At 71.3% G+C, this 21,444-nt stretch carries 19 protein-coding genes and 1 pseudogene; 14 read left to right on the plus strand and 6 right to left on the minus strand.

Annotated features, from left to right (window positions below):
• Positions 1–91 precede the first annotated feature (91 nt).
• A complete protein-coding gene (cls, locus tag JHW38_RS20385; RefSeq protein WP_207523134.1) occupies positions 92–1,585 on the plus strand; it encodes a cardiolipin synthase in 1,494 nt (497 codons plus the stop codon).
• A 129-nt stretch (positions 1,586–1,714) separates the two neighbouring features.
• The gene (locus JHW38_RS20390) at positions 1,715–1,996 is read left to right on the plus strand and encodes a hypothetical protein (protein WP_207523135.1); all 282 of its coding nucleotides are present in this window, start codon (positions 1,715–1,717) and stop codon (positions 1,994–1,996) included.
• 168 nt (positions 1,997–2,164) lie between these two features.
• On the opposite strand, the gene purD is transcribed toward JHW38_RS20390, so the two are convergent.
• On the minus strand, positions 2,165–3,463 hold the full coding sequence (purD, locus tag JHW38_RS20395; RefSeq protein WP_207523136.1) for a phosphoribosylamine--glycine ligase: 1,299 nt from the start codon (positions 3,461–3,463) through the stop codon (positions 2,165–2,167).
• Positions 3,464–3,772: 309 nt separating this feature from the next.
• Between purD and JHW38_RS20400 the strand changes: the two genes are divergently transcribed.
• Positions 3,773–5,230, plus strand: a complete 1,458-nt coding sequence (locus JHW38_RS20400; protein WP_207523137.1) for an alanine/glycine:cation symporter family protein — start codon at positions 3,773–3,775, stop codon at positions 5,228–5,230.
• 121 nt (positions 5,231–5,351) lie between these two features.
• Here JHW38_RS20400 and JHW38_RS20405 read toward each other — a convergent pair whose 3' ends face one another.
• Together JHW38_RS20405 and purH are read right to left on the minus strand one after the other, a co-directional pair.
• Positions 5,352–6,062 (minus strand): hypothetical protein, encoded by a 711-nt coding sequence (locus JHW38_RS20405; RefSeq protein ID WP_207523138.1) that lies wholly within the window; start codon positions 6,060–6,062, stop codon positions 5,352–5,354.
• Between the two features lie 46 nt (positions 6,063–6,108).
• On the minus strand, positions 6,109–7,695 hold the full coding sequence (gene purH, locus JHW38_RS20410) for a bifunctional phosphoribosylaminoimidazolecarboxamide formyltransferase/IMP cyclohydrolase (RefSeq protein WP_207523139.1): 1,587 nt from the start codon (positions 7,693–7,695) through the stop codon (positions 6,109–6,111).
• 277 nt (positions 7,696–7,972) lie between these two features.
• Between purH and JHW38_RS20415 the strand changes: the two genes are divergently transcribed.
• The 8 genes from JHW38_RS20415 to JHW38_RS20450 all read left to right on the plus strand — a co-directional run bounded on the left by JHW38_RS20415 (position 7,973) and on the right by JHW38_RS20450 (position 16,039).
• Positions 7,973–8,620 (plus strand): CDP-alcohol phosphatidyltransferase family protein, encoded by a 648-nt coding sequence (locus JHW38_RS20415; protein ID WP_207523140.1) that lies wholly within the window; start codon positions 7,973–7,975, stop codon positions 8,618–8,620.
• Positions 8,617–10,404, plus strand: coding sequence for a bifunctional alpha/beta hydrolase/class I SAM-dependent methyltransferase (locus JHW38_RS20420; RefSeq protein ID WP_207523141.1), 1,788 nt, complete (start codon positions 8,617–8,619; stop codon positions 10,402–10,404). Before JHW38_RS20415 ends, JHW38_RS20420 begins: the two co-directional genes overlap by 4 nt.
• Positions 10,401–11,765 (plus strand): phosphatase PAP2/dual specificity phosphatase family protein, encoded by a 1,365-nt coding sequence (locus tag JHW38_RS25795; RefSeq protein WP_207523142.1) that lies wholly within the window; start codon positions 10,401–10,403, stop codon positions 11,763–11,765. The genes JHW38_RS20420 and JHW38_RS25795 overlap by 4 nt, the downstream gene beginning before the upstream one ends.
• Entirely contained in the window at positions 11,762–12,220 is a 459-nt protein-coding gene (locus JHW38_RS20430) for a hypothetical protein (protein WP_207523143.1), read from the plus strand. Before JHW38_RS25795 ends, JHW38_RS20430 begins: the two co-directional genes overlap by 4 nt.
• A 67-nt stretch (positions 12,221–12,287) precedes the next feature.
• The gene (locus JHW38_RS20435; RefSeq protein ID WP_207523144.1) at positions 12,288–13,766 is read left to right on the plus strand and encodes a TIGR04222 domain-containing membrane protein; all 1,479 of its coding nucleotides are present in this window, start codon (positions 12,288–12,290) and stop codon (positions 13,764–13,766) included.
• A gap of 13 nt (positions 13,767–13,779) precedes the next feature.
• Complete coding sequence (locus tag JHW38_RS20440; RefSeq protein WP_242691008.1) at positions 13,780–14,439, plus strand: CDP-alcohol phosphatidyltransferase family protein; 660 nt, start codon at positions 13,780–13,782, stop codon at positions 14,437–14,439.
• Positions 14,436–15,080: a lysophospholipid acyltransferase family protein gene (locus JHW38_RS20445; RefSeq protein WP_207523145.1), complete on the plus strand. Its 645-nt coding sequence runs from the start codon at positions 14,436–14,438 to the stop codon at positions 15,078–15,080. The genes JHW38_RS20440 and JHW38_RS20445 overlap by 4 nt, the downstream gene beginning before the upstream one ends.
• Positions 15,080–16,039 (plus strand): phosphatidate cytidylyltransferase, encoded by a 960-nt coding sequence (locus tag JHW38_RS20450; protein ID WP_207523146.1) that lies wholly within the window; start codon positions 15,080–15,082, stop codon positions 16,037–16,039. Before JHW38_RS20445 ends, JHW38_RS20450 begins: the two co-directional genes overlap by 1 nt.
• Before the next feature lie 214 nt (positions 16,040–16,253).
• Here the strand turns inward: JHW38_RS20450 and fis are convergent, their stop codons facing one another.
• The 3 genes from fis to prmA form a co-directional block, all read right to left on the minus strand.
• Positions 16,254–16,526 (minus strand): DNA-binding transcriptional regulator Fis, encoded by a 273-nt coding sequence (gene fis / locus JHW38_RS20455; RefSeq protein ID WP_057946280.1) that lies wholly within the window; start codon positions 16,524–16,526, stop codon positions 16,254–16,256.
• Between the two features lie 119 nt (positions 16,527–16,645).
• Positions 16,646–17,761 (minus strand): DUF3426 domain-containing protein, encoded by a 1,116-nt coding sequence (locus JHW38_RS20460; RefSeq protein ID WP_207523147.1) that lies wholly within the window; start codon positions 17,759–17,761, stop codon positions 16,646–16,648.
• Positions 17,762–17,789: 28 nt separating this feature from the next.
• Complete coding sequence (gene prmA, locus JHW38_RS20465; protein ID WP_207523148.1) at positions 17,790–18,710, minus strand: 50S ribosomal protein L11 methyltransferase; 921 nt, start codon at positions 18,708–18,710, stop codon at positions 17,790–17,792.
• Positions 18,711–18,814: 104 nt separating this feature from the next.
• Between prmA and JHW38_RS20470 the strand changes: the two genes are divergently transcribed.
• The 3 genes and pseudogenes from JHW38_RS20470 to JHW38_RS20480 form a co-directional block, all read left to right on the plus strand.
• Positions 18,815–19,825: a hypothetical protein gene (locus tag JHW38_RS20470; protein WP_207523149.1), complete on the plus strand. Its 1,011-nt coding sequence runs from the start codon at positions 18,815–18,817 to the stop codon at positions 19,823–19,825.
• Between the two features lie 238 nt (positions 19,826–20,063).
• A complete protein-coding gene (locus JHW38_RS20475) occupies positions 20,064–21,023 on the plus strand; it encodes a hypothetical protein (protein ID WP_242691010.1) in 960 nt (319 codons plus the stop codon).
• Positions 21,020–21,370, plus strand: a pseudogene (locus JHW38_RS20480) (hypothetical protein); the annotation flags it as partial. The gene JHW38_RS20475 and the pseudogene JHW38_RS20480, both read left to right, overlap by 4 nt.
• Positions 21,371–21,444: the final 74 nt, after the last annotated feature.

Below are 21,444 nucleotides of genomic sequence, written 5' to 3' on the forward strand. Positions count from 1 at the left end.
GTATGGACTTGGTCGGGCGCGGCAGGGCACTCTGCATGAGTAGCGCCGCGGCTGCGTACGCCGCGTTCAGGTCTGGATTCAGGGAGGTCGCATGGCGTGGGATTGGAGCGGGCTGCCCGCATCGCTGAATCTCGGCATCACCGCGTTCGTGTTCGTCGCGCATCTGCTGGTCGCGGCGCGCGCGCTGACCCGCGCCAACCGCGCGCCGGCCTCGCGCGCGGCGTGGGTGGCGGTGATCATGCTGGCGCCGGTGGTCGGCATGGTCGCGTACTTGCTGCTCGGCGAAACCAGCATCGGCCGCGCGCGCGTGGAGCGCATCGAGCACGCCTACCAGCGCATGCCCTCGGCCGACGACGAAGCCAATGCGCCGCGCGCGGTCGCCGACAATGCGGCGTCGCTGTTCGAACTCGCAGGTTCGATCAACGGCGCGCATGCGGTCGGCGGCAACCGCATCGCGCTGCTCGGCGCGCCCGAATGCCCGGCCGACCAGCCCAAACGCGATTGCCTGGCCGCGATCGACGCCTTGGTCGCCGACATCGAGCAGGCGCGCGAGAGCGTGCACATCGCGTTCTACATCTGGCTCGACGATCACGCCGGCGGCCGCGTCGCCGATGCGGTCGCGGCGGCGGCCAAGCGCGGCGTGGCCTGCCGGGTGATGGTCGATGCGTTCGGCTCGCGCGCCTTCATCGCCGGCGACCGCTGGAAACAGCTCGGCGCGGCCGGGGTGAAGCTGCTGCGCACGCTGGACGACATCAACCGTTTGCAGCACATCGCGTTCAGCCGCATGGACCTGCGCGACCATCGCAAGATCGTGGTGATCGACAACGCCGTCGCCTATTGCGGCAGCCAGAACTGCGCCGATGCCGAGTTCCGGGTCAAGGCCGCGTACGCGCCGTGGATCGATCTGCTGCTGCGCTGCGAAGGCCCGGTGGTGCGGCAGATCCAGTTCCTGTTCCTCAGCGGCTGGATACCGGAAACCGGCGAACCGGGCCTGGAGCGTTACCCCGACGCGGCCGCGCCGACGCGCTTCGCCGAGGACGCCATCGCCCTGGCGTTCGAGACCGGGCCGATCACCCGCGCCAACGCGATGAGCGACATGTTCGTCGCCTGCATCTACGCCGCGCGCCGCGAGCTGACCATCGTCACGCCGTACTTCGTGCCCGACGAATCGATCCTGCGCGCGATCTGCGCCGCGCCGCGCCGCGGCGTCGCCACCCGCATCGTGTTCCCGCAGCGCAACGATTCGTGGCTGGTCGGGCAGGCCTGCCGCAGCGCGTATGCCGACCTGTTGCAATGCGGGGTGGAGATCCACGAATACCCGCTGGGCCTGCTGCACACCAAGGCGATGACGGTCGACGGCGCGATCGCCTTGATCGGCTCGGCGAACATGGACCGGCGCAGCCTCGATCTGAACTTCGAGAACAATCTGTTGATCGCCGACGAACGCGCGGTGTCGGCGATCCGCGCGCGCCAGGACGCGTATTTGTCGGTGTCGCAGCGGGTGCTGCCGGAGCACGTGAGCGCATGGCCGTTCACGGCGCGGTTGGTGCAGAACGCGGTGGCGATGATGTCGCCGGTGCTTTGAGCGCGCGGATCGCGCAGTCGGGAATGTCGGCGCGCGGTGAATATGCGAAGCGCGTCGAGCCGCGCGTTTCGTCGCCAGCCAGCTTGGCGCCGATACCCTGAGGCCTCACCTTGCCATGTGGAGGTCGCCATGTCCGCGGATACCCGAACGCCGCTGGATCACGTCAATGCGGCGCTGAACCAGCTCAAGGAAATGCGCCATTACTCGAAGAACTACGTCGAGCAGCTGACGGCGCAGTGGCTGTTGTTCGACGGCGAGCTGAAGAAGCTCAAGCAGGCGCAGCGGATCGAGGAATTGATGGTGCGGCAGGGCGAGTTGTACGACGCGCTGGATCAGGAGATTTCGGAGCTGGAAGAAGTCGCGGCGGGGTTGCAGCCGGTGGCGGATGAGACGCCCGCTGCGTTGCATTGACGTCCGACTGTAGGAGCTGCGCGAGCTGCGACCGCGGAACCTGGCTTGCGTCGTAGGTGCGATATCGCGGTCGCGGCTTGCGCCGCTCCTACAGGGGGCACCCGAAAATAGAAACGGCCGGGAGAGTGGCTCTCCCGGCCGTTTTGTATTGCCGCGGTGGCCTGAGGCTCAGCGCTTCGCAGCGGCCTGCTCGCGCTCGATCGCGCGCCAACCGATATCGTGGCGATGGAACTCGCCCTGCCACGAAATCCCGGCGACGACTTCGTACGCGCGTTGCTGCGCTTGCGCCACGCTGTCGCCGAGCGCGCAGGCGCACAGCACGCGGCCGCCGGCGGTCACGGCCTGGCCGTCGGCCAGTTTCGTGCCGGCGTGGAAGACGTAGCTGTCGGCCGGCAGCGGCACGTCCCATTCGTTGATCGGGTCGCCGGTGCGCGGCGTCTCCGGATAGTGCTGCGCGGCCATCACCACGCCGAGCGAGGGGCGCGGATCCCATTCGGCGACGGTCGCGTCGAGGCGCTCGTCGAGCGCGGCGTCGACCAGGTCGAGCAGGTCCGAACGCAGGCGCAGCATCACCGGCTGGGTTTCCGGGTCGCCGAAGCGGACGTTGAACTCGATGACCTTGGGCGCGCCGTCGGCGTCGATCATCAGGCCGGCGTAGAGGAAGCCGGTGAACGGCGCGCCGTCGGCGATCATGCCGTCGACGGTCGGCATCACCACTTCGCGCATGACCCGGTCGTGCACGGCCTGGGTGACCACCGGCGCCGGCGAATACGCGCCCATGCCGCCGGTGTTGGGGCCGGTGTCGCCGTCGCCGACGCGCTTGTGGTCCTGCGAGGTGGCCATCGGCAGCGCATGCTTGCCGTCGACCATCGAGATGAAGCTGGCTTCCTCGCCTTCGAGGAATTCCTCGATCACTACGCGCGCGCCGGCGGCGCCGAAGGCGTTGCCGGACAGCATGTCGCGGATCGCGTCTTCGGCTTCGCCGAGGGTCATCGCCACGATCACGCCCTTGCCGGCGGCGAGGCCGTCGGCCTTGACCACGATCGGCGCGCCCTTCTCGCGGACATAGGCCAATGCGGCGTCGACCTCGGTGTGGACCGCGTAGTAAGCGGTCGGGATGCCGTGGCGGGCGAGGAAGTCCTTGGCGAAGGCCTTGCTGCCTTCGAGCTGCGCGGCGGCGGCGGTGGGCCCGAAGATGCGGCGGCCGGCGGCGCGGAAGCGGTCGACCACGCCGGCCACCAGCGGCGCCTCGGGGCCGACCACGGTGACCGCGACGGCCTCGTCGGCGGCGAGCTTGAGCAGGCCGTCGAGGTCGGTGGCGGCGACCGCGACGTTGCGGCATTTGCCTTCGCGCGCGGTGCCGGCGTTGCCGGGAGCGACCAGAACCTCGTCGACGCGCGGGGATTGGGCGAGCTTCCAGGCCAGCGCGTGTTCGCGCCCGCCCGACCCGATGACGAGGACCTTCATGCGTACTCCAGGGAATGGGGGGTTGAAAGAGGACGAGGCGCTTATGCCGAAAGGGATTTTACGGCAGGGGACGGGGCGGGGCGACCGGGCTGTTACCATCGCCTCGCTTCGGAGCGCGAATCCGGCCTCGGGCCGCAGCGGCTCCGGCGCGGCGACGGCTCCGGCCCCCGGTTTTGCAGCGGTTTCGCCCTCGCGCCCGGTCGGGCCGCCGGCGCGGGCCGCGCGCCCGGCCCCGGACGGCCGCACCGCAGCGGCACGGATGCGGCGACCTCACCGACTTCTTCACGCCTCAACCTGGGAACCGACCGCATGGATTGGCTGCTGCACCGGATCGAACTGGCCATCTCTCCGATCATCGGCGCGATCAACAACGTGCTGTGGAACTACGTGCTGATCTACGGCCTGCTCGCGGTCGGCATCTTCTTCACCGTGCGCCTGGGCTTCCTGCAGGTGCGCCGCTTCCCGCACATGCTCAAAGTGATCGGCCGCGGCACCGACGGCGACGACGCCGGCATTTCGCCGTTCCAGGCGCTGTGCACCTCGCTGGCCGCGCGCGTGGGCACCGGCAACCTCGCCGGCGTCGCCATCGCGATGAGCCTCGGCGGCCCGGGCGCGCTGTTCTGGATGTGGTGCACGGCCGCGGTCGGCATGGCCACCGCGTACGCGGAAAGCTCGCTGGCGCAGCTGTACAAGGTGCGCGACGAGAACGGCCAGTACCGCGGCGGCCCGGCGTACTACATCGCCCGCGGCCTGCGCGCGCCGAAGATGGGCTGGGCGTTCGCCGCCTGCTTGCTGTTCTCGTACGGCGTGGTGTTCAACGGCGTGCACGCCAACGCCATCGCCCAATCGGTCGGCGAGACCTTCAAGTTCTCGCCGACCACGGTCGCGGTGACGCTGGTGGTGCTGACCGGCGCGATCATCTTCGGCGGCCTGCGCTCGATCGCCAAGGTCGCCGAGTGGGTGGTGCCGTTCATGTCGGCCGGCTACATCGGCCTGGCGCTGTGGGCGCTGATCGCGCATTACGACCAGGTGCCGGCGGCGGTCATGATGATCCTGCGCGGCGCGTTCGGCCTGGACCAGGCCGCGGGCGGCATCGCCGGCGGCATGGCCGCGGCGATGCTCAACGGGGTCAAGCGCGGCCTGTACGCCAACGAGGCCGGCATGGGCAGCGCGCCGAACATCGCCGCGGCGGCGACGCCGGTGCCGCACCATCCGTCCAGCCAGGGTTTCGTGCAGTCGCTCGGCGTGTTCTTCGACACCATGTTCATCTGCACCGCGACCGGCCTGATCGTGCTGCTGTCGGGCGTGCTCGGCCAGGGCGGCGACGGCGTGGTCATCACCCAGCGCGCGATGACGGTGTTCTTCGGCGAGTGGGGCGCGTGGTTCGCGTCGATCGCGCTGTTCTTCTTCGCCTTCACCACGATCCTGGGCAACTACTCCTACGCCGAGAGCGGCCTGCTGTACATCGGCGGCGGGCGCAAGTCGCTGTTCGTGCTGCGCATCGTCGCGCTGTGCGTGATCGTGTGGGGCGTGTTCTCGAAGGTGCAGCTGGTGTGGGACGCGGCCGACGCGGCGATGGCGGTCATGGCGACGCTGAACCTGATCGCGGTGGTGCTGCTGTGGAAGGTGGTGGTGAAGCTGACCCGCGATTACGACCGCCAGCTCGACGAGGGCAAGTCGCCGGAGTTCCATATTTCCCAGTATCCCGAGTTGGGGCATGGAGTGGATCACGAGATCTGGAAGGAGCGCGGCAAGCCTGGGGCGTGAGCGGCGGCGCGGGCCGCAGGGTCGTCGCGCGATGACGGGGTCGTCGTAGGCGTTTTGGCGCGGTCGCGGCTTGTGACCGAAGGAAATCCCCGTGGGACGCCGCTCCTACAGGGGCTTCGGGTCAGTGGATGGTGGAGGGCGGCAGTTTGCCGTCCTCGCGCATCCGCTTCACCGCCAGCGTCGCCAGGCTGTCCCACAGCGGCGGCGGCAGCCGGTTCTGGCGCAGGTGCCAGAGCAGGACGATGGATTGCGAACGGCCTTCGCGCCAGGTCAGGCGCGCCTGCCACGACGGCTGCAGCGTGCGCGGGTCGAGCAACTCGACCTTGTAGCGCTGCTCGACGACGACCGAGCCATTGTGTTCGAGTCCGTCCAGCGACACCCGCAGCACCGGCGCCGAGGTTTCGCGCAGCGATTGCAGCACCTGGGTCTGGTGGGCGAGGGCCGCGTTGCGGTTTTCCTGGCGCAAGCTCTGGCCGAAGCGTTCTTCGTCGCTGCGCGCCGAAAGTTGCCGGGTGCGGTAGCCCAATTGCTCGAACTGCACGGCCAGCGCGCGCGCCAGCTGCGCGGTGTAGTCGCCGCGCAGGCCGGTGCCGAGGTCGAGCGAAACGTCGGGCTGGACCAGCAGCACGTTCACCGCGTCGCCGCCGATGCGGTAGTCGCCGAGCGTGCTCGCGTCGACCGACTGGCGCTGCGAGTACTGCCACAGCGCCCACAGCACCAGCGCCGCGCCGAGCACCGCGAGCACGACCAGCTTGCGCGTCAGCGAGCGCAACAGGCTGCGGCCGAGCGCGATGCGCGCCGGCGGCGGAACGGGTTCGAATTTCGGCGGCATGGCGGATGCGCGGCGCGGGCGTTGCGGCGCCCGCGCCGGCGGCGGCTCAGTGGCGGAAGTGGCGCACGCCGGTGAACACCATCGCCAGGCCGTGTTCGTCGGCGGCGGCGACGACTTCGTTGTCGCGCATCGAGCCGCCCGGCTGGATCACCGCCTTGATGCCGGCCGCCGCAGCCGCGTCGATGCCGTCGCGGAACGGGAAGAAGGCGTCGGAGGCCATCACCGAGCCCGGCACGATCAGCCCGGCTTCCTCGGCCTTGAGCGCGGCGATCTTGGCGCTGACCACGCGGCTCATCTGCCCGGCGCCGATGCCGATGCTGCGGTGGTCGCGGGCGTAGACGATCGCGTTGGACTTGACGAACTTGGCGATGCGCCAGGCGAACAACAGGTCGGCCAGCTGCGCCTCGGTCGGCGCCAGCTTGCTGACGACCTTGAGTTCGTCGCGGCCGACTTCGCGCAGGTCCGCGCTCTGGACCAGCAGGCCCGAACCGATGCGCTTGAAATCCAGGGCGTTGCGGCCGTCGCCGCCGGGAATGCGCAGCACGCGCACGTTGGCCTTCTTCTTCGCGTACTCGACCGCGCCTTCTTCGTAATCGGGCGCGATCAGCACCTCGACGAACTGGCGGTCGAGGATGACCTTGGCGGTGGCCGCGTCGAGCTTGCCGTTGAAGGCGATGATGCCGCCGAAGGCCGAGGTCGGATCGGTGGCGTAGGCCAGTTCGTAGGCGTCGCCGCAGGCCACGCCCTCGGCCACGCCGCAGGGGTTGGCGTGCTTGACGATCACGCAGGCCGGGCGCTCGAACTGGCGCACGCATTCCCAGGCCGCGTCGGCGTCGGCGAGGTTGTTGTAGCTCAGCTCCTTGCCCTGCAACTGGACGAAGCTGGCCAGGGTGCCCGGCAGCGGCTGCGCTTCGCGGTAGAACGCGCCGCTCTGGTGCGGGTTCTCGCCGTAGCGCAGGTCCATGACCTTGATGAAGCTGGCGTTGTGCTGGGCCGGGAATTCGAGCCTGGCGCCGTCGTCGCCGATCGCCGAGAGGTGGTTGCTGATCGCCGCGTCGTACTGGGCGACGCGGTTGAACGCGGCCACCGACAAGGCGAAGCGGGTCTTGGCCGACAGCGCGCCGGCGTTGGCGTCGAGTTCGGCCAGCAGCGCCGCGTACTGGGCCGGGTCGGTGGCGACCGCGACGCGGGCGAAGTTCTTCGCCGCCGAGCGCAGCATCGCCGGGCCGCCGATGTCGATGTTCTCGATCACGTCTTCGAACGAGCTGTCCGGATCGGCGGCGACCTTTTCGAACGGATACAGGTTCAGCACCAGCAGGTCGATCGCGCCGATGCCGTGCTGCGCCATCACCGCGTCGTCGACGCCGGCGCGGCCGAGCAGGCCGCCGTGCACCAGCGGGTGCAGGGTCTTGACCCGGCCGTCCATCATTTCCGGGAAGCCGGTGACCTCGGCCACGTCGCGCACCGGCAGGCCGGCGTCGCGGATCGCCTTGGCGGTGCCGCCGGTGGACAGCAGTTCGACGCCGTGCGCGGCCAGGGCGCGGGCGAGTTCGATCAGGCCGGTCTTGTCGGACACGGACAGCAGGGCGCGGCGGATGCTGACCGGCTGGCCGGTCGGAAGTTCGGAGGTCATGCGGGGAGGAGGGCAGCGGAAGGGCGCGGGAATTATAGCCGCGCGGGCCGCCGCGGCCCGCCGTTCAGGGCGGTACGGACGCAGGCGGGGCGGGTTTTTGCGGCTGCCGGCGGCGGTTTTCGGCAAAGCCGGTGCCGCCGCGCGCGCCGGCCGGGCCACTGTGGCGATACCCGTGCGGTCGCCGGCCGTCGCGGCCGCGGCCGGCGCGCATCCGCGCGCGCAGCGGCTAAGCTGTCGGCGGCGCCCCTTCGGCGGGCGCGCGGGAACGCAGGTAACGATGGCCTCGATCTATGCTTTGAAAGGACGCTTCCAGGATCTGCTGCGGCCGCTGGTGCGGCGGCTGCACGCGTGGGGCGCGACCGCCAACCAGGTCACCGTGGCCGCCGCGGGCGTGTCGCTGGCGGTGGCCGCGCTGGTGTACTGGGGCGCGCCGCAGCGGCCGTGGCTGTTCGCGCTGTTGCCGCTGTGGATGTTCGCGCGCATGGCGATGAACGCCATCGACGGCATGCTGGCGCGCGAGTTCGGCCAGCAATCGCGGCTCGGCGCCTACCTCAACGAATTGTGCGATGTCGTGTCCGACACCGCGTTGTATCTGTCGCTGCTGGCGGTGGCGGGGCTGCACGCGGCGCCGTTGCTGGCGTTCGCGCTGCTGGCGGCGCTGACCGAATACGCCGGCGTGCTCGGGCTGATGGTCGGCGCGCCGCGGCGCTACGACGGGCCGATGGGCAAGAGCGACCGTGCCTTCGTGATCGGCGCGCTCGGCCTGTTGCTGGCCTTGGGCTGGGTCTCGGCGTGGCCGGTCGAGATCGTGTTGACGCTGGCTTCGATGCTGTGCGCGTGGACCGTGGTCCGCCGCGTGCGCGCCGGTTTGCGGCATGATGCCGCCCCGGGAGTGGTGGAAGTTCGACAAGGAGAGCGGGAATGAACGAAGTCGTGGTCAAGTCCGGCGGCGCGCGCGCGGCCGAGGAGCGCTGGTTCGCCAGCTTCGACGGCGCCGAGCTGTTCTACCGGCATTGGCCGGCGAGCCAGCCGGGCGCGGGGCCGCGCAAGGCGGTGGTGCTGCTGCATCGCGGCCACGAGCATTCCGGGCGGGTCGAGCATCTGGTGCCGGAACTCGGGCTCGACGACTGCGATTTCTTCGCCTGGGACGCGCGCGGCAACGGCCGCTCGCCGGGCGAACGCGGCGACGCGCCGGGGTTCGAAGCGCTGGTGCGCGACCTCGACCGTTTCGTCGCCCACATCCGCGACAAGCACGGCGTGGACGTCGAGAACCTCGCCCTGATCGCGCAAAGCGTCGGCGCCGTGGTCGCCTCGACCTGGGTCCACGACTACGCGCCGCGGCTGCGCGCGCTGGTGCTGGCCTCGCCGGCGTTCAAGGTCAAGCTGTACGTGCCGCTGGCGCGGCCGGGCCTGGCGCTGATGCAGAAGCTGCGCGGCAATTTCTTCGTCAACAGCTACGTCAAGCCGCAGTGGCTGACCCACGATCAGGAACGCGTCGAGAGTTATCGCACCGACAAATTGATCGCGCGGCCGATTTCGGTGCGGGTGCTGCTGGGGCTGTACGAAGCGGCCGACCGCATCGTCGCCGATGCGCAGGCGATTACGGTGCCGACGCAGCTGTTGGTGTCCGGCGCCGACTTCGTCGTCCATCGCGGCCCGCAGGACCGGTTCTACGAACGCCTCGGCAGCGCGATCAAGGAACGCCACCTGCTGCCGGACTTCTTCCACGACACCCTCGGCGAGAAGGGCCGCGCGGTCGCGGTCAACCGCATCCGCGCGTTCGTGCAGGCGCGCTTCGCTGAGCCGCTGAGTCGCGCCGACCTGAGCCAGGCGCACCGGCGCGGGCCGAGCTTCGAGGAATCGGAAAAACTGTCGTGGCCGCCCGAACGCTGGTCGCTGGCGGACCTGCGCTGGCGCTTCGTGCGCGCGGGGCTGCGCTTCGGCGGCAAGCTGGCGGACGGGATCCGGCTTGGCCTGGACACCGGTTTCGATTCGGGCAGCAGCCTGGACTACGTGTACCGCAACGAGGCGCGCGGCGGGGGGCCGCTCGGGCGCATGGTCGACCGCAATTACCTGGAAGCCATCGGCTGGCGCGGCATCCGCGTGCGCCGCACCCATCTACACGAGCTGCTGCGCGACGCGACCGCGCGCCTGCGCGCGGCCGGGCTGCCGGTGCACGCGGTCGACATCGCCGCCGGCCACGGCCGCTACGCGCTGGAAGCGCTGGCCGGCGCCGGCGCGCACGCCGACAGCATCCGCTTGCGCGACTACAGTCCGCTCAACGTCGACAAGGGCCGCGCGCTGATCGAGGAACTGCAGGCCGGCGCGATCGCCCGCTTCGACCAGGGCGATGCGTTCGATCCCGCCGCGCTGGCGGCGCTGGAGCCCAAGCCGACCCTGGCGGTGGTGTCGGGCTTGTACGAACTGTTCCCCGACAACGATCAGGTGCGCCGTTCGCTCGACGGTCTGGCCGCGGCGGTGCCGCCGGGCGGGTTCCTGGTCTACACCGGCCAGCCCTGGCATCCGCAGCTGGAGTTCATCGCCCGCGCACTGACCAGTCACCGCGGCGGCGCGGCCTGGGTCATGCGCCGGCGCAGCCAGCAGGAGATGGACGATCTGGTCCGCGCGGCCGGTTTCGTCAAGATCGACCAGCGCATCGACCGCTGGGGCATCTTCACCGTATCGATGGCGCAGCGGGTCGCGCAATGACCGCCGCGCTCGCGTCGGCCGCGGCCGTCGCGCCGCGCCGGCCGTGGGGCCGGGCGGCGCTGTGGCTGCTGGTGCTGGGGCCGCTGTTCTTCGCCAGCTACGGCTACGCCAACGCGCTCGCGGCCGCGCGCGCCGGCGTGGCGAGCATCGCGTTCGGCTGGGAAAGCGCGATTCCGTTCTGGGCCTGGACGATCGTGCCGTACTGGTCGATCGACCTGTTCTACGGCATTTCCCTGTTCGTCTGCCGCGACCGCCGCGAGCTCGACACGCAGGCGCTGCGGCTGCTGACCGCGCAAGTCGTCGCGGTGAGCTGCTTCCTGCTGTGGCCGCTGCGCTACAGCTTCGTCCGGCCGCACACCGACGGCGTGTTCGGCTGGCTGTTCGACGTGCTGCTGGGCTTCGACAAGCCCTTCAATCAGGCGCCGTCGCTGCATATCGTGCTGCTGATCGTGCTGTGGGTGCGTTTCGCCCATCATCTGCGCGGCGCGTGGCGCTGGTTGCTGCACGGCTGGTTCGCGCTGATCGGCGTGTCGGTGCTGACGACCTTCCAGCATCACTTCATCGATATCCCGACCGGTTTGCTCGCCGGTTGGTTGTGCGTGTGGCTGTGGCCCGAGCGCATCCGCGCGCCGTGGCGCGAGGCGGCGTTGGCGCGCGATCCCAAGCGTTGGATGTTGGCGGCGGCGTATCTGGCCGGCGCGGCGTTGTGCGCGTGGGCGGCCGGGGCGCTCGGCGGCTGGGCCTTGTGGCTGTGGTGGCCGGCGGCGTCGCTGGCGTTGGTCGCGCTCAATTACGCGGTGCTGGGCCCGCTGGGATTCCAGAAGCGCGAAGACGGGCGGCTCAGCGTGGCGGCGCGCTGGCTGTTCGCGCCGTATCTGCTCGGCGCCTGGATCAATTCGCGGCTGTGGACGCGGCGCGCGTCGCAGCCGGCGGCGGTGCTGGACGGGGTCTGGCTCGGGCGCGTCCCGGGCCGCGGCGAGCGCGCGCGGTTCGCGGCGGTGGTCGATGTCTGCGCCGAGCTGTCGTTGCCCGATGCGGGCGCGGAAGATGCGGTGCGGCCGATGCTCGATCTGGTCGCGCCGACGCCGGTGCAGTTGCGCGACGCGGCCGCGGCGATCGCGCAACGGCAGGAGCGCGGCGAGGTCTTGGTCTGCTGCGCGCTCGGCTATTCGCGCAGCGCCGCGGCGGTCGCGGCGTGGCTGCTGCTCAGCGGCCGCGCGCCGACGGTCGACGAAGCGGTGGCGATCCTGCGCCGTGCGCGTCCGGTCATCGTGTTGCGCGAACCGCATTTGCGCGCGTTGCGCGAGCTGACGGCGGCGCCCGCATCGGCGCCGGTCGCGCCGGGAGCGCGCAACGCATGAGCGAGTCCGGCCGCCCGAGCTCGCCCGCGCGCTTCGGCGCGTTCGAACTGCGCGCGATGGCCGCGTTGCTGGCGCAGGGCCGCAGCCTCGGCGCAGCCGCGCTGCTGTTGACCGGGCTGGCGCTGCTGGGCCTGTTCGGAGCCGCCGGCGTGAGCGGCTGGCGCCCGGCGCTGTGGTGCGCCGCGCTGGCCGGGTTCGTCCAGCTGTACTACGCGGTGCGCGTGGATTTCGACGCGCGCCTGCTGCGCGCGCTGTCCGCGTCGTGCGCAGGCGACGCCGACGGCGGCGCGGCGCGCCTGGATGCGGCGCTGGCCGCGCTGGGCCTGCGCAAGCCCGCGGCGGCGCCGCGCGACTGGCCCGCGCGTTGGCGCGGCGCGCGCGGGCTGTTGCTGAAACAGGCCGGTTTGGTGATCCTGCAAGCGGCGGCGATCCTGGCCGCGGTGGGGATCGCCTGATCGGTGCGGCGTCTGCGCGGTTTCGCGCGGTTTGGGGTTTTCTGGGGATCGCCTGACGGACTTGGCCATGAACGAAAGGGAACAAGCGCAGCACGACGCCGATTGGACCGTGGAACGGCGCGGCCTGTGGCAGCGCCTGCGCGATTACCGGTTCGGTGGCGATCAGGCCGAGGCCTTCCTCGACCGCGTCGGCCATGCGCTGAGCTGCGACCGCGCCGGTGCCGAAGCGGCGCTGGAGGAATACCGGCGCTTCTGCTTTCTCGCGGTCGCCGCCGATCATCCGGTTACGCCGAGCGTGCGCATCGACAAGGTCTGGCACGCCCATCTGACCGACACCCGCGATTACTGGATGCGCTTCTGCCCGCAGGTGCTGCGCCGCGACCTGCACCACACGCCCTCGCTCGGCGGGCAGGCCGAGGATGCGCGCCATCAAGAGCAGTACCGGCAGACCGTCGCCAGTTACGAACGTTTCTTCGACATGCCGCCGCCGTCGCTGTGGCCGCCGCCGTTGCCGGCGCCGAAGCCGGCGCAGCCGGCGCGCGCGCAGATTCCGGCCGGCCGCGCGCCGCTGCCGTCGCCGTGGGCGTCCGAGCCGCGCGGCGGCTTTGTTGCGGTGTCGCTGGCCAGCGCGGCGTTGGCCTTGGTCTATCTGACCGGCGTGAGCACGGAAGGGACCTCGAATCCGCTGGATTTCCACGGCGGCGTTTTCCTGCTGCTGTACGTGGCCGCGCTGCCGTGGGCGTATCTGGCCGGCACCGCGATCAAGCGCACGCTGCGCGGGCCGAACCGGCGCAATGCGGCGCAGGCCGAAGATGCGGTCGAACTGGCTTACCTCGCCGGCGGTTCCGAACGCGCCGCCGATGCGGCGTTGGTCGAGTTGATGCAGCGCGACGTGCTCGGCCTGGATCACGCCGGCACGCCGAAGGAAGCGGCGGCGCGGCCGGACCGCATCTGGCTGCGCATCGACGGCGCGCGCCTGCGCGGCGAATCGCTGCCGCCGTCGCTGCGCACCGCCGCCGACATCGCCCAGCGCGAACAGAGCCTGCAGCGCACCCTGGCGGCGTTGCGGCGTGCGTACGATCCGATCGCCGAACGGCTGCGGCACAAGGGCTGGTGGCTCAGCCGCGCCGCGGATCTGCGCTTGCGCTGGCTCGGCTGCCTGCCGCTGGCGGCGCTGGCGCTGTTCGGGCTGGACAAGATCGCGGTCGGGCTGAGCCGCGGCCGGCCGGTCGGTTTCCTGGTCGTGCTGGTGGGGTTGACCGCGTTCGTCGCGCTGGCGCGCCTGTTGCGCGAGCAGCCGCGTACCCGCGCCGGCGACTGGGCGCTGCACGACGCGCAGCGGGGCCCGCGCGCGGCGGAACTCGGCGTGCAAGTCGCGTTGATGGGCACGATCGGCCTGCACGGCAGCGGCTTCGCCGACTACCACATGCTGCGCACGCCGCCGGGCGCGAGCGGCAGCAGCGACGGCTCCAGCAGCGGCGGCGGTTGCAGCAGCGGCGGAAGCAGTTGCGGTGGCGGCGGCTGCGGCGGTTGCGGCGGCAGTTGAACGGAGTACGACGATGAGCGATTCCCAAGTTTCTTCCGCCGCGGCGCGCGACGCGCGACGCGCGGCCGTGGCCGCCTGGCTGCGCGCGCGCGGCGCCACGCCGAACGGCCTGTCCTTGTTCGCGGTCGCACTGTCGGCGCTGGCCGGCGCGGCGTTCTTCTTCGCCTTGCGCGATCCGCCGCATTACGGCGCTGCGCTGCTGTTGTTCGCCGCCTTGTGCCTGGGCGGCCGCATCGCCTGCAACCGCCTCGACGGGCTGCTGGCGCGCCGCGGCGGCATGGTCGGCAAGGCCGGCGAGGTCTACAGCGACGCGCCCGACCGGCTCGCCGACGCGCTGGTGTTCCTCGGCGTCGGCTACGGCCTGACCCCGTGGCTGCCGTGGGCCTCGGACCTGGGCTGGGCGGCGTCGCTGCTGGCGGTCGGCACGGCCTACGTGCGCGTGCTCGGGCTGGCCTGCGGCCTGCGCGAACACGGCGAAGGGCCGATGCCGCGGCGCACGCGCATGCTGGCGACCGCGCTGGCGGCGCTGTTGGCCGCCGCCGGTCTGGCCTTGGGGTACGCGGCCGCGGTGGCGTGGCTGTTGCTGGCGGCGCTGGCCGTGGTGATCGTCGGCGCGGCGCTGACCATCGCCTTGCGTCTGCGCGCGATCGTGCGCGAACTGGAGTCGCGATGATTTCGAACCTGCTCGCCGCCGGCTTCAGCTCGGCGATCCGTCTGCTGACCGGCGCGCGCGCGCTGTGGCGCTGCTCGCCGTCGGCGGACCATCGCGTGTATTACGGCAACCACGTCAGCCACGGCGATTTCGTCATGATCTGGTCGGCGCTGCCGCCGGCGCTGCGGCGCGAAGTGCGGCCGGTGGCCGGCGCCGATTACTGGCAACGCGATGCGCTGCGCCGTTACCTGATCCGCGAAGTCTTCAACGGCGTGTTGATCGACCGCGAAGCGCAGTCGCGCAAGTACGATCCGATCGAGGTGCTGTGCGAGGCGGTCGACGGCGGCCAGTCGCTGATCCTGTTCCCCGAGGGCACGCGCAACCAGAGCGACGAGCCGCTGCTGCCGTTCAAGAGCGGGTTGTACCACCTGGCGCGGCGCCGGCCGGAACTGGAGTTCGTGCCGGTGTGGATCGACAACCTCGCCCGGGTCATGCCCAAGGGCAAGATCCTGCCGCTGCCGTTGCTGTGCACGGCGACCTTCGGCGACACCCTGCGCCTGGGCGCGGACGAGGACAAGGACGCGTTCCTGCAACGCGCGCGCGCCGCGCTGCTGGCGTTGTCGGAACAGGCAGGAAGCGAAGGCAACGGAGGCCGCGGTTGATGGGACAGGTGATCGAGTTCGTGCGCGCGCAGTCGCATCCGGTGCTGCTGTTCGCCGGCGTCGCCGCGGTGCTGCTGCTGGCGACGTTGATTTCAGAATGGCTGCGCTGGCGCACCCGCGACAAGCCCAGCGCGGTCGTCGCCAACCTGGTCGCGCGCATCCGCGCGTGGTGGGTGATGGTGCTGCTGGTCGGCGTCGCCTTCGCGATCGGCCGGGTCGGCATGATCGTGCTGTTCGCCCTGGTCTCGCTGTTCGCGCTGCGCGAATTCATCACCCTCGCGCCGACCCGGCGCAGCGATTACTACGCGCTGGCGGCCGCGTTCTATCTGGCGCTGCCGTTGCAGTACTGGCTGGTCTATATCGACTGGTACGGCCTGTACACGCTGCTGATCCCGGTGTACGCGTTCTTGCTGCTGCCGATCCTGTCGACCGTCGGCGAGGACACCACGCGCTACCTGGAGCGAACCGCGAAGGTGCAGTGGGGCCTCATGATCTGCGTGTTCTGCATCTCGCACGTGCCGGCGCTGATCAACCTAAAGATTCCCGGCTACGAAGGCCGCAACCTGCTGCTGGTGGCGTTCCTGGTCATCGTGGTGCAGTCCTCGGACGTGTTGCAGTACATCTGGGGCAAGCTGTGCGGCAAGCGCCTGATCGCGCCGCGGTTGTCGCCGTCGAAGACGGTCGAGGGCTTCGTCGGCGGCGTCGCATCGGCCACAGCGTTGGGCGCGGCCTTGTGGTGGATCACCCCGTTCAACCCGTGGCAGGCCGCGGCGTTGGCGCTGGTGATCAATCTGATGGGGTTCTACGGCGGCTTGGTGATGTCGGCGATCAAGCGCGACCGCGGAATCAAGGATTGGGGGCACATGATCGAAGGCCACGGCGGCGTGCTCGACCGCCTGGACTCGGTGTGCTTCGCCGCGCCGGTGTTCTTCCACCTGATCCGTTATTGGTGGGTGTGAGCGAGGGTTCGCGGACGGCCGTCGTGCGATTCCAGCGGGCCCGGCAGCCGTAAACCGACGCCCCGCGCGTATCGGCTGCGGCGAGGTTTATCGAGAACGGCAGGTGCGAATGCTGAGCCGCGCGCAGCCGATCGCCGGCCCGAGCGAAATCGCGGCCGTCGTCCATGCCGGGGATCCCAGTTCCGCAAAGCCGCGCGAACGCGGCGGAGAGGCCTTACTCGAGGCCGTATTCGCGCAGCTTCTTGCGCAATGTGGCGCGATGGATGCCCAGCATCGCCGCGGCGCGGCTCTGGTTGCCGTCGCAGTGCTGCAGCACTTCGGCGAACAGCGGGATTTCGAGCTCGCGCAAGGCGATCTCGTAAAGATTTTCGGTGCCGCTGCCGTTCAGGTCGCCGAGGTAACGACGGATCGAAGTCGCGACGTGGTCGCGCAGCGGGACGCGGGGTCCGGAGCGTGCGCCATCGTTGCGGTCGTTGAGTGCGTTCAAGTGCTTCCCCGTAGCAGGTCTTCGTCCGTCGGAACGTGCAGGGACGCACTGGGCGTGGCACCGACGGGAGGGCGAGTCTAGCGCGCCGGAGTCGCTATAGACAACGCGACGCCGGCCAATCAGCGGAAGTCGAAGGTGAACGCGACCACGCGCGGGGCCGGTTCGACGACCTCGAACTGGACCGCGGCGCTTTGTCCCGGGGCGATCAGTTCGCCGGGGCGGTAGCCGCGGCGGTACTCCTGTGGAGCGAACGCGCGCTGGCCGACCCGGCGGCCATCCACGTCCTCCAGGCTCAGCACCAGCACCGGCCAGGGCTGCGCCCAGCGCGCGTCGTTGCGGAAGCCGGCCGAGACGCGCAGCACGCCGGCGCGTTCGGCGACCGGCAGCACGTTGCGGTCGAGCATGGTCAATGTGGCCGGTTCGTGCCACGCAGGCACCGAACAACCCAGCACGCCGCACACGCCGCTGACCAACGGGCGCCAGCGCGCGTCGGCGGCGAGTTCGGCGCGCTGCGCCAGCAGCAGTTGCAGCGCCAGCGCCGCCGCCAACGCGACGATCGCGGCCGGCCCGCTCCAGTGCAGGCGAGGCTTGGGCGCCTGCGCGCGCGCCTGCTGGCGGGCGAAGCTCGGCGCGCGCCGCGCCGAGGTCACGGTGGTTTCGGATTTGCGTTGGCGGCGTCCGCGCGCGGGCGCGGCGGCGGTGGCGGCCGCGGCGGTGAGCGGCCGCAGTGCGGCGGCGTTGCCGGCGTCGCTGGACTGCGTCGATTCGGTTGTGTCGGCCGGCGTGTCCGCGCTTGCGGCCGGCGCGTCGTCGTGCGCGGGGTCGGCTGCGCTTTGTGTCGCGGCGTCGGTTGCGGCAGCGGCGGGGTGCGCGGTCGCTTGTGCGTCGGCCGCGCTTGCGTGGCCGGAGGCTTCTTCACGCGCGGCTTTCGCGGGTGTTTCGGCGGTGCCGGCGCGGCGCAGGCTGCGGCTGATCTCGTCGCCGCTCGCTGCAGCGGCGACGCCGTGCGCGGGATTCGCCGGCGCTGCGGCGGTCGCGGCTTCGTTGGCTGCCGCTGTCGGCGATTCCGCGACCGATCCGGCGTCGTCCTTCGCAGTCGCGGCGTCCTCGCCCGCATCCGCTCCCGCCGCCTCGCCCTGCAGCGGCCGGCCGCAGCGCGGGCAGTCCCGCGCCGGACCGTCCTTGGCGACGATCAGCGCGACCAGATAACCGCAATGAGGGCAGGCGAGGAACATGCGCGCTTATTCAACCATGCCGCCGCGCTCAGCGACGACGCACGCCTGTGACGCGAATCCAGTCTTCGAGCCGCTCGACCTGGAGCTGCTCGAAACCATCGGCGTAGCGCGCCAGCACTTCGTCTTCCTGCCCGGCGAGGATGCCCGACAAGGCGATGCGACCGCCCGGCGCGACCCGCGCGGCCAGGGTGTCGGCCAACGCGATCAGCGCCGAGGCGAGGATGTTGGCGACCACCACCGGATACGCTTCGACCGGCTCGTCCTGCGGCAGATGCACCTGCATCTGCGCGGCGACGCCGTTGCGTTCGGCGTTGTCGGCGGTGGCGATCAGCGCCTGCGGATCGTTGTCGACGCCGACCGCGTGCGCGGCGCCGAGCTTGAGCGCGGCCAGGGCCAGGATGCCCGAGCCGCAGCCGAAATCGAGCACGCGCCGGCCGGCCAGTTCGCCGGCGTCGGCGAGGCCGTCGAGCCAGGCCAGGCACAGCGACGTGGTCGGGTGGGTGCCCGAGCCGAACGCCAGGCCCGGGTCTAGCCGCACCACCGCGGCTTCGGCGCGGTCGGCCTCGGCCGGCAGGTCCTGATTCCACGGCACGATCCAGGTGCGCCGGCCGAACTGCAGCGGCGCGTACTGGTCCATCCACGCGCGTTCCCAGTCCTGGTCTTCGACGTTGGCGAAATCGACCCGGCTCCAGTCCAGGTCCGGGTCGAACGATTCCAGCGCGGCCAGGATCACCAGCGCGTCGGCGTCGTGCGGGAACAGCGCGCTGAGCACGATCGACTGCCACAGCGGGGTCTCGCCGACGCCGGGCTCGAGGATGGCGCGTTCGTTGCCGCTGTCGGCATCGGCGTCGAGCATGGTCACGGCGAGCGCGCCGACGTCGTCCAGCGCGGCTTCGAAGCGCGGCTGTTCGGCCTCGCTGCAGCGCAGGGTCAGTTCCAGGAAGGGCATGGGCGGGCGCGGATGAGCGAAAACGGCGGCCATTATTGACCCGTTTCGCCGCGATCAGATAGCGTGCGGCGTTTTCCGGACCACGGAACGGCGCCGCGACGATCATGGATGCTCGAATCGATCTCCTCTTTCGCGGCCTGCCTGCCGCCCGCCTGCTGGCGCTGGGCCTCGCGCTGAGTCTGGCCGCGGCTTGTACGCGCGATCCGGCGCCGGCGCCCTCCGCGGCGCCCGCGGCCGCGTCGCCGTCCCCGGTCGCGAAGCCGACCGCAGTGGCGCCCGTTGCGGCGGCCGCGGCCCAGCCGACCGCCGAAGCCGGCGGCCTGCGCCTGGAGCCGATCGCGGACGTGCCCGCGCCGCCCGCCGAAGCCGCCGCCGAAGTCCACGGCGATTGCGCGGTCGCGCCCGCGTCGGTCGAAGCGCGCGCCGCGCAGGCGCGCGGCTGGAAAGTGTTCGGCGAGCGCGAATGGCAGGGCTATCGGGTGGTCGGCGTCGCCGCCGCGCCGGGCGTGCTGGCCGGCATGGGCTGCACCTCCGGCGGCGGGCGCCTGCTGCTGTTCCGCGACGGCCGTTCCGTGGCCCAGGTGTTCGAGCCCGGCGCGCGCGCCGGCGACGCCACCGTCGGCGTGCAAGGCTTCGACGACGGCGAGGACGCGAAGCTGCGCGGCGGCGACGCCGCGCTCGGCGTGTACGACTGGGCGGTGCAGCGGGCGCGGATCCGCGCCGACGACGGCACGCTGCGCTTGCAGGCGCTGCCGGAGGCCGACCTGTACTGCGGCGGCCGCGCCGCGGTGCCGCGGGTCGAAGGCGTGGCCCTGCCGCAGGCGCGCGAGCGCCTGCTCGCGCGCGGCTGGCGCGCCGCGCCGCCGCAGCGCGAGGAGCCCGGCTTCGTCGCCGGGATGATCGAGGCCGGCTACCCCGAAGTCGAAGACTGCGCGGGCACCGGCCAGGGCTTTTGCAGCTTCGCCTACCGCAACCCGGCCGGCGACCGATTGACCCTGGTCACCGCCGGCGAGCTGTCGCGGGCCGAGCGCCCCGGCGACGAGGAGTACTGGCCGCACGCGCGCCACGCCGGCGTCGCCTGCGCCGGGCAGCCCGCCGCGGCGGACGGCGAGTAAGCGCCGACAGCGGATCGCCGGCATCTGAGAAGTGTGAATTTGCGCACTTCCTGTGCCAGGGCGGGCATCCGCCGGGCACTTGACATATCATCGACGCCTTACTGCGCCGCCCCGGCCGGGGTTGGCGCGCCTTCCGATCCCTGCGCCGTCCGGCCGCGAGTCGCGCCCTTTGATGTCCGATGCCTGCCCGTCCGCCTATCCGCAAAACCCGCGCCGGCCTCAGCGCGCGGGCGCGCGCATGAGCGTGCGGCTGCTGTCGGGCCTGGCGGCGCTGGCCTTGCTCGGCGGCGCCCTGGTCTATGCGCACCGGCGCCAGGCCGAGCCGGCGCCGGTGCGGGGCGCCGATGTGGCCCAGGCGGCTGCGGCCGACGAACCGCGGCGCGGCAGCGCGATCGACCGCACCCGCGACCCCGACATCCGCACCGCGCCGCGGCGCCCGGCGCGCGCGCCGCTGCGGCCGCCGTCGCCGCTGAGCCAGCAGTTCGAGCAGACCCCGGACCTGTATTCGTTCGCCCAATCGCTGCGCCTGCGCGCCGATGCCGGCGAGCCCGAAGCGATGTGGCTGCTGACCCGGGTCTACGACTACTGCGCGAACTATTCCAATGCGCCGGTCGACTACCGCAACGACACCCGCACGCTGGAATCGATGAAGCTGCGCGGCGCCGCCGCGATGACCGCCGCGCGCACCCGGGTCAGCGAGCGCTGCGCGCGCTTCGCGCCGGAAGACGGCTTGGGCTATCCGATGATCATGGTCAAGCGCACGGAAGCCGCGCAGGCCGGCAGCCTGGCCGCCGAGGCGTCGCTGCTGAGCGCGGGCAAGCCGCTCGACAAGACCGAAGACTACCGCCGCAACCTGACCGAACGGGTGCTGCGTTCGAAGGATCCGGAGGCGTTCATGGCGCTGTCCGGCGGCATGGGCCTGGCCGCCAGCGGCCGCAGCGCCGGCGACCGCGCGCAGCGCGTGTCCGGCACCCAGTTCTCCGAACTGGCCTGGCAGCTGGCGGCGTGCCGGCTCGGCCAGGACTGCGGGCCGGAAGGCTCGCTGATGACGTCCTACTGCGCCAACGGCGGCATTTGTTCGCAGGACCCGCAGCAGGATTTCGCGAGTTTCGTGTACGACGCGGCGATCCCGCGTCAGGGGGCGGAAGTGGTGCAAGAGATGGTCTATTCGCTGACTGGCGAAGAGAGGATGAAATGAAACGCGAGCACTTCAAACGCACCGCCAAGATCGGTTTTTGGGCTCTGTTGCTGAGCGCCTATTCGGTCGGCGCGGCCGGTGTGATGATCGACGTGTTCGGCGCGGACTATCGCGAGCTGGGACAGGTCGCATTGACGTCGGTGGACTCCCGCACCGAGCGGCGCTCGCTGAGCGCGGCGCAGATCGCGGCGGTCTATCGCGCCCAGAGCGGCGCGCCGTTCTCGTCGTTGCCGCCGGGCAGCACCTTCAAGGTGGTCTGGCCGGACGGTTCCAGCGAGTACGTGATGGTCGTCAGCCCGTCCTCCAGCGGCGGCGTGCAGCCGATTCCGGGGACGCAGGTGCCGGCCAAGGGCAAGAAGCGCGCGCAGGCCGACGACGGCCAGCCGCGCAACGTGCCCGGGGCGACCGAGCTGACCGAAAG

The sequence above is a fragment of the Lysobacter enzymogenes genome, assembly GCF_017355525.1.
Lineage (GTDB): Bacteria > Pseudomonadota > Gammaproteobacteria > Xanthomonadales > Xanthomonadaceae > Lysobacter > Lysobacter enzymogenes_C.

Coding starts and splice junctions, on each gene's coding strand:
- JHW38_RS20435 (WP_207523144.1), top strand. CDS start 12,288: ATGAACGAAAGGGAACAAGCGCAGCACGACGCCGATTGGACCGTGGAA.
- prmA (WP_207523148.1), bottom strand. CDS start 18,710: ATGCCCTTCCTGGAACTGACCCTGCGCTGCAGCGAGGCCGAACAGCCG.
- JHW38_RS20430 (WP_207523143.1), top strand. CDS start 11,762: ATGAGCGAGTCCGGCCGCCCGAGCTCGCCCGCGCGCTTCGGCGCGTTC.
- JHW38_RS20390 (WP_207523135.1), top strand. CDS start 1,715: ATGTCCGCGGATACCCGAACGCCGCTGGATCACGTCAATGCGGCGCTG.
- JHW38_RS25795 (WP_207523142.1), top strand. CDS start 10,401: ATGACCGCCGCGCTCGCGTCGGCCGCGGCCGTCGCGCCGCGCCGGCCG.
- JHW38_RS20415 (WP_207523140.1), top strand. CDS start 7,973: ATGGCCTCGATCTATGCTTTGAAAGGACGCTTCCAGGATCTGCTGCGG.
- JHW38_RS20470 (WP_207523149.1), top strand. CDS start 18,815: ATGGATGCTCGAATCGATCTCCTCTTTCGCGGCCTGCCTGCCGCCCGC.
- cls (WP_207523134.1), top strand. CDS start 92: ATGGCGTGGGATTGGAGCGGGCTGCCCGCATCGCTGAATCTCGGCATC.
- JHW38_RS20460 (WP_207523147.1), bottom strand. CDS start 17,761: ATGTTCCTCGCCTGCCCTCATTGCGGTTATCTGGTCGCGCTGATCGTC.
- JHW38_RS20475 (WP_242691010.1), top strand. CDS start 20,064: ATGAGCGTGCGGCTGCTGTCGGGCCTGGCGGCGCTGGCCTTGCTCGGC.
- JHW38_RS20440 (WP_242691008.1), top strand. CDS start 13,780: ATGAGCGATTCCCAAGTTTCTTCCGCCGCGGCGCGCGACGCGCGACGC.
- JHW38_RS20450 (WP_207523146.1), top strand. CDS start 15,080: ATGGGACAGGTGATCGAGTTCGTGCGCGCGCAGTCGCATCCGGTGCTG.
- purH (WP_207523139.1), bottom strand. CDS start 7,695: ATGACCTCCGAACTTCCGACCGGCCAGCCGGTCAGCATCCGCCGCGCC.
- JHW38_RS20445 (WP_207523145.1), top strand. CDS start 14,436: ATGATTTCGAACCTGCTCGCCGCCGGCTTCAGCTCGGCGATCCGTCTG.
- purD (WP_207523136.1), bottom strand. CDS start 3,463: ATGAAGGTCCTCGTCATCGGGTCGGGCGGGCGCGAACACGCGCTGGCC.
- JHW38_RS20400 (WP_207523137.1), top strand. CDS start 3,773: ATGGATTGGCTGCTGCACCGGATCGAACTGGCCATCTCTCCGATCATC.
- JHW38_RS20405 (WP_207523138.1), bottom strand. CDS start 6,062: ATGCCGCCGAAATTCGAACCCGTTCCGCCGCCGGCGCGCATCGCGCTC.
- JHW38_RS20420 (WP_207523141.1), top strand. CDS start 8,617: ATGAACGAAGTCGTGGTCAAGTCCGGCGGCGCGCGCGCGGCCGAGGAG.